Genomic DNA, 12,001 nt, shown 5'->3' on the forward strand with positions numbered 1-12,001 from the left:
ATCCTTAGCGCTTGACCACGGGAAGGACGTCCCAGACGGCGGGATCCTCGGACCCCAGCACCCAGGCGCTGAACCCGGCCAGGCCCTGTTGCTTGACCACCTCGTAGCGGGCCTTGAAGCTGCGGGCGTCCGGCATCGACACCCACTCGTTCATCTGGTCGCGGTAGAGCACGTACCAGCTTTCCTTCTGGACCTCGTCCCACTGGACCTTCACGCCGTATTCACGCGCCATCGGCATGGACTCGTCTGCGTCGAAATAGACGCCGCTGATGTTGACGGCTTCAGTCCCGTCGGGGCGCACCGGATTGTCGGCGAACCAGCGGTAGCCGTAGAGCGGGATGCCCAGCGAGATCTTCTCGCGCGGGATCACCTTCAGGGCGTAGTCGAGGTTCTCCATCACCCAGGGCATGCCGCCGACCGGGCCTGGCGGGGTCCAGCGCGTGTGCTGGTCATAGGTCATCAGGCTGACCTCGTCGGCGATCTTGCCCAAGGCCTCGATGTCATAGGCGCCGCGCCAGTATTCCCACATCCACTTGGAATAGGCGCCCTTGCCCGGATGGCCGGGGGCGTTGGGCACGACGGCCACGCCCATGGTGAAGCCGGCGGCGTGCAGGGCGTCGGCGGTCTGCTTGGCCATCAGGGTAAAGGCGTCGCGGTCCAGATAGCTGATGTTCTCGAAGTCGAAGTGGAAGCCGACATAGCCGTTGGCCTTGGCCTCACGAACCAGGGCCTCGATCATCGCCTTCTTGGCCGCCTCGTTCTGCATCAGCTGGTGCAGGCCGGCGCGGTCGGTCAGCGAGATGATCGGCATCACCGGCAGGCGCGCGGCCTTGGCCTTGGCCAGGATCCCCGGATTGGGGGCTCCAGTGACCAGGCCGTCCTTGGACACCCCGTACCAGGTCGGCACCAGCAGGCCGATCTTGTCGATATGCTGCTCGAAGGAGCGCGTCGATTTGGGCGTTTCCATCAAATAGAACAGCGCCACGGGCTGGGTGGCCTGGCCCTGGGCCTGGGCTGCGCCGGCAAAAGCGGTCCCCAAGGCGGCGGCGAGAAGTACGCGGGTCAGGATGCGGCGCATGACGGCCCTTTCACTCAGGCGAAGTTCGATTAGGCGAGTTCGATGCGGTAGACGTAGGCGGCGCGGCCGGCGGGCTGTCCGCCAACCGCCAGCCGCAGGCCCTCGGCCGTCTGGCTGAAGGCGACGGGCCGGCCAGTGCTGAGCGCGGTGACGGAGCGGACCTGGTCCGCCGGCTTGATCGAGGCGATCAGGGCCTGGTCGCCTTCCGGCGCGCTCAGCTGCAGGGCGTAGAGCCGCCCGTCCCGGGTGGTGAACCGGAAGTCCTTGGCCGTATAGGGCTTGGTCTTGGTTTCCTGGAAGGAGCCGTCGGCGATCTCTGTCGGCCCTTCGCCGAACACCCGCCAAGGCCGCGAGCCGTAGATCGCTTCGCCGTTCAGGGCCAGCCACTGGCCCATGGCCAGCAGGGTGTCGCGGGCCGCCGGCGGAATGCTTCCGTCCGCGTGCGGGCCGACATTGAGCAGCAGGTTGCCGTTCTTCGAGACCACGTCGACCAGCAGGTGGATCAACTGGCCGGCGCTCTTGTAGGTGTCGTTCTCGATGAAGCCCCAGGCCTTGTCGCTGATCGAGGTGCAGGTCTGCCACGCCGAGGCCTGGATGCCCGGCGCCTGGCCGCGCTCGATGTCCAGCACCCCGGCCCCGACCGGCATCGAGCCGAGCTTGTAATTGACCACGGCCTGCAGGCCCTTGGCGGCCTTGGTGTTGTAGTACTGGGCCAGCATGGCCGGCAGGGCGGCGCGGAACTCGGCCTTGCCGATCCACCAGTCGAAATAGATCAGTTCGGGATCGTAGAGCTCGACCAGCTCGGCCGTCCGCGCCAGCCAGTCGTCCACCCAGGCCTGGGAGACGGCGGTGAAGTCACCATAGAGGTCGGCGTCGTCCTTCCCCGACAGGCGCAGCTGGGCGGGGCCGTAGAGCTCCAGGTAGCGGGGGTCGTTGACGTCGGACGGGATCTTGCGGCCTTCGTCGAAGAACCAGTCGTGCTCAGCCCGATGGCTGGAGAGGCCGAAATGCAGCCCCTCGGCCCGGGCGGCCTTGGCGAAGGCGCCAATCAGGTCCCGCTTGGGACCGGTCTTGACGGCGGTCCAGTCCGACAGCCGGCTGTCGTACATCGCATAGCCGTCGTGGTGCTCGGCTACCGGCACCACGTAGCGGGCGCCCGCCTGCTTGAACAGGCTCGCCCAACCGGCCGGGTCGTAGGCCTTGGCGGTGAACTGGGGGATGAAGTCCTTGTAGCCGAAGCGGTCTTGCGGTCCGTAGGTGGCCCGGTGGTGCTCGTATTCCTTCGAGCCCTCCTGGTACATCAGGCGCGAGTACCACTCGCCGCCAAAGGCCGGCACCGAATAGACGCCCCAGTGAATAAAGATCCCGAACTTGGCGTCCTGGTACCAGAGCGGCGGCTCATAGGCTTTCAATGATGGCCAGTCAGGGCGGAACGGGCCGGTCGCCGCCGTCGCGCGGGCTCGTTTGAGCACCGCGGCGCGCGGCGCATCGAACTTGGTCGCCGCCCGCCGCCAAGCCTGGTCGATCTTCTCCGGACTCAAGGTCTTGGCCGTCGGCGCGGTGGGCGAGACTGTCGGCTCGGCCGCGAGAGCCGGCTTGGCGACGACGGCTGTCGCACCGGCCGCGGCGACCGCCAGAAAGGCGCGACGGTCGAGGCTGTTCGGATCGGTCTTGGACATCAATGCACCGCCGGATTGCTGGAAAGCTGCGCGGGATCGGGCGGGAACGGCGCCGAGCCCAGCTTGAAGGGTCGATATTCGGCCGTCTCCCCGCCCGAGCGGACGCCGGTCAAGGTCAGGACATCAAGGGTGAGACGGACGACGCCGTCCACCGGCTTGTCCCAGGCGCCCGTCACGATCGCCGGAGCCCCGAGATCAATATCCGTCGGCGGACTTTCTCCGACCACCGCGCCGTTCTGGTCCAGGGCCTTCCAGCGAACCCGCTGGCCGATCAACGGATAGGACGGCAGGGTCCCGGCCGCGCTCGGCGCAACCTTGGCGGTGAAGCCCTTGAGACCGCCCTCGCCCACCGTCCAGGACACCGACACATCGAGCGCGCGGTTGCGGTGTTCCCAGGCCGCGTAGGACGGCTTGCGCTGCCGATACTCGTCGACGACGCCGTGGTCCACATAGCCATCGACCGACCCGGCATAGAGGTTCCGGTTGGAGTGGTAGTCCTGGTAGGTCCAGAAGATCGCGCCGCCCACGAAAGACCGCTTCTCGAACGCCGCCATCTGGCCCCGCAGGTTCTCGACACGCGCCGCGTCGGCCGTCTTCGGATCGGCCGAGAACGGGCCCGGCCAGCCGAACTCCGAGATGATCAACATCTTGTCGGGATAGGCCTTGTCGAAGAAGTCCAGCCATGGCTCCACCGAGCCGGCCCCGCCGCTCCAGGTGCCGAAATAGGCGTTGGCCATGATGAAGTCGGCCTCGCGCAGCGCCTGGGCCGGCTTCCAGGGCGCGATCGACACGTCTGAGTCCGCGAAGGTCACGAAGCGGCCGGGATCCAGCGCGTTGATGTGCGCCTTCATGGCCCGGAAGAACGCCAGGCCGCCAGGCTTGGAGGCGTCGCTCTCGTTCATCACGCTCCAGGCCAGGACGCTGGGATGGTTGCCAGCCTCGGCAATCATCTCATCCATCTGGCGCTTGGCCAGCGGCAGCAGGCGCGGATCGGCCAGTTGGGCCTCGTTCATCTGCCAGATCGGGATTTCCGGGACCAGCAGCACGCCCTGGCGGTCGGCCTCCTCTAGCACGGCCTGCGGCTGCGGATAGTGCACCGGCCGGGTCAGGGTGACGTGCAGCGCCGCGAGGTCGTTCCAGTCCTGGCGGATCGTGCCCGCACTCTCGGCCTGCCCCTCCCATGGGGAGTCCTGGTGGCGGGTCATGCCGGTCAGGCGCACGGCCCGGCTGTTCACGTACAGTTTGCGGTCCTTGATCTCGATCTTGCGGAAGCCGATCGTATCCGTCCGTTCGTCCAGCAGCCGCCCATCCTCGTCGCGCAACTGCACCGACAGGCGATAGAGCTTGGCCGCGCCGACGTTCCACAGCTGAGGTCGCTCGACCGTGAAGCTCAGCGACGGCTCGGCCGCACCGCTCGCCGCTACCCGCAGCGTCTGTTCGGCGCGGCCCACGACGCGGCCGTCCGGATCCTCGATCGCGGCGGTCAGGCGATAGGCGCGTGTCTCCGCATCGACGTTTTCGACCCGCACCCGAGTGACCGCCGTCGCACGGTCAGCGGACAGCTGCTGGGTGATCGTCTGTTGACGGATCAATCCCCCGTCAGCCACGCTCAGCCAGACGTCGCGCAGGATACCGCCGTTGCGCCACCAGTCGTACCAGACGTTGCCCGAGGCTTGGAGCCGCATGGCGTAACCCGGGATGGTGGCTAGGCCCGGCCGATTGTCGATGGCCACGGCGATCCTGTTCTCGCCGGGCCGGACCAGCTTGCTGACATCCAGATGATAAGCTGTGAAGCCGCCTTCGTGGGCGCCGGCTTCGACGCCGTTCACGAAGATCCGGCTCTTATAGAAGGTTCCGCCGAAATTGAGCTCGACGTGCCGGTCCGTCAGGCCTTCGGGCAGGACGAAGGTTTTGAAATACCAGCCGACACCATCAAAGGCCTGGTCCTGGCCCAGGTTCCAGGTGTGGGGCACGGTAACCGCCCGTGCGCCCTCGGGCGGCCCGGTGGTCCAGCCAGCGGAGAGCCCCTCTCCTTTCGAGTCAGTGCGAAAGCGCCAGGCGCCGTCGAGATCGAGCCGCGTAGCGGCGGTGGCATGGCCGCCCAAAGCCAAGGCGAGGATCAGCAGGCGTAGAAAATTGCCAATCGTCCTCATCCCCACTCCCTATCGTTTCGGCTTGAAAGCCGACACCGAAGACTGAGTCTTCGAAAGCATGCACTCGCCGGGATCCAAGCCTCGTCGTCGGCGTCACGACGTCGTCAGTGTCGCCCAGCGCGCTTGGACGCCTCCCAAAAAAAGGGCCGCCGCCTTGCAGGTGCGGCGGCGGCCCAGTCGGGGAGAAAGTAAACCCTACATCTTGTAGGCGAAGCTCAGGGCCAGCACGCGACCGTTCTTGTAGAAGGCGGTCGGGGCGTCCTTGGTGCCGCTGTACGAATAGTAGGTTTCATCCAGCAGGTTCTGGGCGTTCAGGTTCAGCGACATGCGGTCGGTGAACTTGTATGAGGCCGAGAAGTCGAGCTGGTTGTATCCGTCGGTGCTGTCTTTCGAATTCAAACGACCAATGCCGGTGAAATACGAAGAGCGGTAGTTGTAGCTAAGACGCGCTTGGAACGGTCCCTTCTCGTAGTAGGGAATGACGTTGACCGTGTACTTCGACAGGAACGGCATGTTGTAGTCCTGGACCTCCGCTTCCGAGTAGGAAACGTTGGTCTGGATGCCGAAGCCCCAGGGCAGATCGCTCTGGAACGACACGAGCAGGCCGCTGACCTTGGCGTCCTGCGCATTGATCGGCAGCGTGACGCTATAGGTCTCGGTTTTCTGGGTATTCGGATTGAACAGCTGCATGTCGGTGGTCTTGGACACGACATAGGAGCTGATGTCGCGATGGAAGACTTCCGCCGAGAGCATGGCGCCCGGCGCGAAGTACCATTCGGCCGACAATTCGAGGTTCAGCGCCTCATAGGGCTTCAGGTCGGGATTGCCGCCGCCCGCCGTGTGCTGGTTGTCATCCCGGCTGAACGCCCCGGCCAGTTGGCCGTAGCGGGGCCGAGCGACGACCTGGGCCGCGGCGCCGCGCACCACCACGTTGTCCCCAAGCGCGTAAGCCACGTTCAACGACGGCAAGAACTTGTTGTATTCGTTCATGGTCTTTGCCGGCACATAGGTATTGCCGTTGTCGTTGCTCAGCCAGTAACGCGAGTCGTCGTTGGTGTTGACGAAGCGGCCACCGATATTGCCCCGCCAGCCGTTTTGCTCGAAGTCGCCCTGCACGTAGGCGGCCGCGATGCTTTCGTCGACCTTGAAGCTGGCCCCATAGTCGGTGCTGTAGAACGAGTACTTCCGCGCCTTCAGCAGACGGATAACCTCTTCCTTCGGAATGGTCGTGAACTGAGTGGCGTTGCCGGTAGCGCCCAGACCGCTGAACAGGTCCGCCGGCGTGGTGATCGTCTTAATATCGGCGAGGCTGAACGGCGTGTCCGAATAGTCGGACGTGCCGGCCGAGGATTCCTCATTGCTGTGGTCGGAGTACTTCAAGCCGAACCGGATCTTGGTGAAAGGCCCCCACTCAACATCGCGCTTGAAGTCGACTTGGCCGTAAGCCTCTTCATCCGAGGTCACGCCGGTATAGACACCGCCGAGTTGGAAACCTGTGAACGTCTGGCCGTTGCGGTTGACGGTGCCGTTCTTGCGGCTGGCGAAGGTGCCCGGGGTGCTCGGATCGGAGGTATAGTTGACCACCGTGTTCTTGCCGTCGAAGGCATAGGTGAAGCCTGCGCTGGTCATCGCCGAGAACAGGTATTCGGGATCCTTGCCGCCCGTAGCCTTGGTGTAGCCGACGTCGGCGTGGATGTCCCACGCGCCAGGCTTCCAGTTGGCGGCGAAGTTCAGGCTGTCGTTCTTGATCGTCGTCTTGCGGTAGTTCGTGTCAAGCTGGGCGGTGTCGCCGTTCGACTTGGGACCGAAAACGCCCTGGGTCATCAGGCCGTTATTGACCGTGGCCGCCTGAAGGGTGGTCGGCGTCCAGACCGCGACCGAATATTCCGACTGGCTGTAGTTGTTGTACTTGCCGTCGATGTGCAGGCCGGTGACCAGGAACTCCAGATCATCCGTCGGCTTGTACTGCACGGCGCCCGAAAGGCCGATCCGCTCGCGCGTCTGGTCGAAGTAGGCGAAGTTGATGCAGCACGGCAGGCGCGAGGCGCGCAGGGTGGCCAGGCTGGCGTTGGTCGGCGCCGCACCGTTGATCGTCGGGCCGCCCGTTACGTTGCCGCTGGCGTCATAGGTGAAGGCGCTGTCGAAGCTGTCGCCGCCGCTGTAGCCGAAATATTCGACGCCAGCGCGGGTCAGGTGCTGCTTGTCATAGGTGGCTCCCAGCAAGATGCCGAGGCTGCCGGTGCTGTTCTTCCAACTATAGAGACCCGAGGCGCGGGCATTGCCCTTCTCGGAACGATCGTTGTAGGCGTAGCCGAGCGAGCCTGAGAAGGTGTTGGCGTCCAGGTCCAGCGGCTTGCGCGTGTGGACGATGACAGTGCCGCCCAGGCTGCCTTCATCGATCCGGGCTTCCGGCGACTTGAAGACCTCGGCGCGGGCGACGATCTCGGGCGCCAGCAGCGAATAGTTGAAGCTGCGGCTTGAGCGATCGGACGGGTTGCCGCCCCAATCGGCCGAGGCGATGCTGTGACCGTCGACCAGGATGCGGTTCAGCGCCGGGTCGGTGCCGTGGATGGCGACCCGCTCACCTTCGCCGAACTGGTGGTCGACGCTGACGCCCGGCACGTGAGCCAGAGCTTCGGCGACGTTGCGGTCGGGGAACTTGCCCACGCCATCGGCGGTGATGACGTCGACCACGGCGTTGGCCTCGCGCTTGACCTGGATCGACTTCTTCAGGCTCTCGCGCAGGCCGGTGACGACCACTTCGTCGACCGTCGTCGCCCCGCTGGCCGTCTGAGCCGACGCTGCGCCGGCCATGAACACGCCCGCCAGCGCGGTCGTCAGCAGAATATGTGCTTTGAGGCTCATTTCGAGTCCCCTCCCCTTGGGCGCCGCAGCTCCCACCCTCGCCAGACCGTCGCCACGACAGCCGCCCAAGCCGCCAAGACCCCTAGAGACCAATCCAGGACCATTGGAATACCTGATGCGAGCCTGAGCCTACGTTTGGGCTCCCACCTTCGTCAATTAGTAAATTAAATTTCATATATAATTCTGAAATGGCCACAGAGGCGTAGTCCTTTAGAATGATCACGACCCACGTATATGGTTGTAGAAAAAGAGGATTTTTAGGGACCGCGCCACGCAAAGGTCCACGACCGGCCATGGTGGACTGCCCAATTTGGACAGGGCCAGCCGTGGTAATTAAAGCAAATTGATGTTAGTTAGCCATTGGGCTGAAAATGGTCTCATAGGTGGTATGCGCTTGGTTGATCACTCCAGGACGTCCCGCGTGATCCCCGGCTCTCGCCCGCCTCCCTGAAGGGGCAGGTCATTTATTCCCTTCCGGCCGCTTGAGACCTCGCTCCCATGAAAGACCTAGGTAATCCCATGTCCTTCTCCGACATCGTGGGCCGGCTTGAGATTGAAGACACGACGCCGCTTTATCTTCAGCTGCAGCGCGTCGTGCGAAACGCGATCAAGCGTAACGTGTTGACGCCGGACGTCGCCATTCCGCCCGAACGGGACCTGGCCGAGGAATACGCCGTTTCACGCATCACCGTGCGCAAGGCGCTCGGCGGCCTGGTGGACGAAGGTCTTCTCAGCCGCCGTCGAGGCGCCGGCACCTTCGTCACCGGTCGGGTCGAGAAGAGCTTCTCTAAGCTGTCTTCGTTTTCAGAGGACATGCTGTCTCGCGGGCGCCGCCCACACAGCGCCTGGATCAACCGCTCGCTCGGCGCCGTGACCCCCGAGGAATCGCTTTCGCTCGTCCTGTCTCCCGGGGCGCCGGTCTATCGATTCCACCGGATCCGCTACGCCGACGACTCGCCTATGGCCCTGGAATATTCGACCATCCCGGCCTACTGCCTGCCGTCGCTCGATGCGGTGGAGGACTCCCTTTATGAAGCCCTGCACAAGGCCGGCTATCGACCTGTGAGGGCCTTGCAGCGCCTCCGCGCCGTCACGTTCACCAGGGAGCAGGCCGAGACGCTGGGTGTCCGTCCGGGCGACGCAGGGTTGCTGATCGAACGACGCGGCTTCCTGCCGGACGGCCGCGCGGCGGAGTTCACCCAGTCCTACTATCGCGGCGACGCCTATGACGTGGTCGCCGAGCTCAACCACAATCTCTAGGGCGGCCCGGAGCCGCAAAGGCTGCCCGAAGGGTTCTTCGAACGGCCTTGCCCAGCGTCCTTCGCAAACGCCTAGAACTGCATGTTGGCGCCCACGAACACCGTCCGTCCGCTGGTGGTGTCGTTCCACAGCCGGTGGGCGCCGGTCGCGCCGAACCCGTTATTGTAGCTGTTGTACTGGGACTCGCGCTCGTTGGAGAGGTTCACGGCGTCAAGCGTCAGGCGTATCCCCGGCGTCAGCTGATAGAAGGCCGCCGCGTCGATATAGGTTGTCGCCTTGAAGCCGCCGCTGTCGATCGTGTACTCCGAACGATAGTTGGAGGAGATCCGCGCGCCCCACTTCGCCGTCTCGTAGTAGAGCGTGACGTTGTGGTTCAGGTCGGACATCCCGTAGATCGCGCCCTTCTGGGGCTTGCCGTTGACGAGGTTGGTCGTCTCGGAGTCGATGAAGGTGACGTTGGCGACGACACCCATGTTCTTGAATGGACCCGGCAGGAAGAAGAAATCGCTCTGGGCGCTGAGTTCCAGGCCGGTCAGCGTGGCCTCGTTGAGGTTCACCGACCGGGTGTAGGACGATACGATCGTCGACCCGGTGACGCCCGGGTACAGGCCTTCGGCCAGGCCGGTGCTGGCGTAGGTGACATTGTTGACGGTCTGGCTGCTGACCAGGCCGTCGATCTTCTTGTGGAAGACGCCAGCGGTCAGCATGCCGATGCTGCCGAAGTACCATTCGGCCGACAGGTCGAACTCGTCGGAGGTGTAGGGGTTGAGGTTGGGATTGCCGGTCGACACCGTCACGCTGGTCCCGTCGACGCTGATCGTTCCGTTCATCGCATAGGCGGCCAGCGAGGGACGGTTGATGTTCTGGGCTGCGGCGGCTCGGATCTGGAACTGGTCTGATACTTCCAACACGGCGTTGAAGGCTGGCAGCACGCCGGAATAGGTCTTCTTGGCCTCGGTCGGCGTGTTGACGCCCTTGACCGCCATGACGCCAGACGAGATCAAGTCGGTGTCATAGGCCCGCAGGCCGGCGTTCCCCCGTACGGGCCTGCCAAACAAGATGGTCTTCCAGTCCAGCTGGAGATAGCCGGCCTGGGTGTCCTCCTCGACCTGGTAGATCGCCTTGGGCGCGCCGAAGGTGCGGGTAACCCCGTAGAAGGCCAGAGCCTTGTCGAAGTCGACGTTCACCCAGGACTGGTCGTGGTGCTTGTCGAAGATCGTGTAGTAACTGGTGACGTGATCATCCAGCGTGCCCTTTTCCCAGGCCGTCTTGTTCACGTCATCGTTGGTCTGGGTGTAACCCGAGTTCTCGAAGCCGCGATACGAAACGCCCGCCTTCAAGGTCAAGGCGCCGTTCAATTCCCAAGCTGCGTTCAGCTCACCGTTCTTCAAGTCGGTGCTCTGATAGCTGGCCGAGAAGTCGATCTCGTGGGCCCGGTAGCTGTTCGGATCGGTGGTGTTCCACTTGTAGGTGTTGTGGCCTGCGTCGCCGCGATAGTCGGTGATCAGCCCGCCGAACGCCTCGGTGTAGAACTTGTCCGAGATAGGAATGTCGTAATCCGACGTCTCCTGACCGATATGACCGTCGACCGTCAGGCGGTCGGTGGGCTTCCACTCGCCGGTCAGCACCAACTGATCGAACGTGTTCCTGGTCTGCTGGCGACGGGTCTCGGTGGCGAAGACAGTGTTGTCGACATCCGCGTAAACGATCGTGTTGTACTTGTCGTACTGGATCGAGTTCAGCACCGGCGGGGGACTGACCAGGTTGCCTGAGTGAGGGGTGGCTGCGCCCAGGATGGTCGAGTTCAGGGTGGCGCGGGTGGCCAGACTGTTCTCGTCCCTGTCGTTGGTGAACTTGCCGTGCAGGGCGTCGAGAGTCAGGGTGAGGTTCTCGACCGGACGCCATTGCAGCGCGGCCGTCACGCCAAGGCGCTCCTGGTCCGAGCCCCAGACGGTCAGTCGGTTGCCGCGCTGGAAGATCAACTCGCCATTAATGGCCTTGGCCTGGTCGGCCGCGCTGAGATTGACGACATTGGCGGCGAGGGCCTTGGTCGTGGGGGCGGCGTAGGTGTTGTAACCCTGCTCCTGGGTCTTGCGCTTGGAATAGGCCACTGAGACGAGGACGCCGAATTTGTCGTCCCAGTTCCTGCTGAACATCGCCGCGCCGCGCGGCTGGAAGTCCTTGGTCGCCGAGTTGGTGCCGCCCTGCAGGGACAGGGCGGCCTTGGTTCCCGAATAGTCGAACGGCTTGGCGGTATAGAGGCCCACCGTGCCGGCCATGCCGCCTTCGTCCTGCTCGGCCGAGAACGACTTCCGTATGTCGACCTTCGAAAACAGCTCCGAGGCGAAGATGTTGAAGTCGAACGCCCGATCCCGCGAGGTCTGGCCGCGGCTGTCCATCGGCGAATCGACGTTGCCCAGCACCTCCATGCCGTTCAGCTGCACACGGGTGAAGTCAGGGCCCAGGCCGCGCAAGCTGACTCGACGCCCCTCGCCGCCTTCCCGGTTGATGGCCACGCCCGGCAGGCGCTGCAGCGACTCGGCAAGGTTGAGGTCGGGGAACTTGGCCATGTCCTCGGCGACGATCACGTCGGCGACAATGGCGCTGTCCTTCTTGGCCAAGCGCGCCGCGCCCAGCGACTTGCGGAAGCCCTGAACGACCACTTCGTCGACGGCGTTGTCGGCCGGGGAAGCCGCCGGCGCGACGTCGGCCGCCTCGGCCGAGCCGGCGGACAGGACCGTGACGAGGACGCCGGCCGCGGCGCTCATGACCAGCGCCTTCTTGATTGGTGACATGGAAAAGCCCCTGTACTGGCGGCGGAGGGAGACAACCCAAGCTGGGCGTCCGGCGAGAGGCCGGGCGTTAGGGGTGTTCCGTGACTCACGGTTCTCGTTTCGAATAAGGGTTTGTGACGACGACGGACGGGGCGTCGACCACCGACGCGAAACCGTCATCGAGCGTGGCTA

Annotated in this window: 6 protein-coding genes; 1 reads left to right on the forward strand and 5 read right to left on the reverse strand. The window is 64.3% G+C overall.

Annotation, left to right across the window (positions count from 1 at the left end):
- Positions 1 to 4: 4 nt before the first annotated feature.
- From G3M57_RS13660 to G3M57_RS13675, 4 genes are all read right to left on the reverse strand, one after another.
- On the reverse strand, positions 5 to 1,078 hold the full coding sequence (locus G3M57_RS13660; protein WP_163231149.1) for a glycosyl hydrolase family 18 protein: 1,074 nt from the start codon (positions 1,076 to 1,078) through the stop codon (positions 5 to 7).
- A gap of 29 nt (positions 1,079 to 1,107) precedes the next feature.
- A complete protein-coding gene (locus G3M57_RS13665) occupies positions 1,108 to 2,757 on the reverse strand; it encodes an alpha-L-fucosidase (RefSeq protein WP_163231151.1) in 1,650 nt (549 codons plus the stop codon).
- Positions 2,757 to 4,910, reverse strand: a complete 2,154-nt coding sequence (locus tag G3M57_RS13670; protein WP_163231153.1) for a glycoside hydrolase family 2 protein — start codon at positions 4,908 to 4,910, stop codon at positions 2,757 to 2,759. Before G3M57_RS13670 ends, G3M57_RS13665 begins: the two co-directional genes overlap by 1 nt.
- Before the next feature lie 195 nt (positions 4,911 to 5,105).
- Entirely contained in the window at positions 5,106 to 7,775 is a 2,670-nt protein-coding gene (locus tag G3M57_RS13675) for a TonB-dependent receptor (RefSeq protein ID WP_163231155.1), read from the reverse strand.
- Between the two features lie 519 nt (positions 7,776 to 8,294).
- On the opposite strand from G3M57_RS13675, the gene G3M57_RS13680 reads away from it, so the two are divergent.
- A complete protein-coding gene (locus G3M57_RS13680; RefSeq protein WP_056750430.1) occupies positions 8,295 to 9,035 on the forward strand; it encodes a GntR family transcriptional regulator in 741 nt (246 codons plus the stop codon).
- Positions 9,036 to 9,106: 71 nt separating this feature from the next.
- Here G3M57_RS13680 and G3M57_RS13685 read toward each other — a convergent pair whose 3' ends face one another.
- Positions 9,107 to 11,989 (reverse strand): TonB-dependent receptor, encoded by a 2,883-nt coding sequence (locus tag G3M57_RS13685; protein ID WP_373287660.1) that lies wholly within the window; start codon positions 11,987 to 11,989, stop codon positions 9,107 to 9,109.
- Positions 11,990 to 12,001 lie beyond the last annotated feature (12 nt).

It is taken from the genome of Caulobacter rhizosphaerae (assembly GCF_010977555.1).
In the GTDB taxonomy this organism is placed as follows: domain Bacteria; phylum Pseudomonadota; class Alphaproteobacteria; order Caulobacterales; family Caulobacteraceae; genus Caulobacter; species Caulobacter rhizosphaerae.

Excerpts from the sequence above, each read along its gene's own strand:
- G3M57_RS13660 (WP_163231149.1), bottom strand. The coding sequence starts at position 1,078 with ATGCGCCGCATCCTGACCCGCGTACTTCTCGCCGCCGCCTTGGGGACC.
- G3M57_RS13665 (WP_163231151.1), bottom strand. The coding sequence starts at position 2,757 with ATGTCCAAGACCGATCCGAACAGCCTCGACCGTCGCGCCTTTCTGGCG.
- G3M57_RS13670 (WP_163231153.1), bottom strand. The coding sequence starts at position 4,910 with ATGAGGACGATTGGCAATTTTCTACGCCTGCTGATCCTCGCCTTGGCT.
- G3M57_RS13675 (WP_163231155.1), bottom strand. The coding sequence starts at position 7,775 with ATGAGCCTCAAAGCACATATTCTGCTGACGACCGCGCTGGCGGGCGTG.
- G3M57_RS13680 (WP_056750430.1), top strand. The coding sequence starts at position 8,295 with ATGTCCTTCTCCGACATCGTGGGCCGGCTTGAGATTGAAGACACGACG.
- G3M57_RS13685 (WP_373287660.1), bottom strand. The coding sequence starts at position 11,989 with ATGACGGTTTCGCGTCGGTGGTCGACGCCCCGTCCGTCGTCGTCACAA.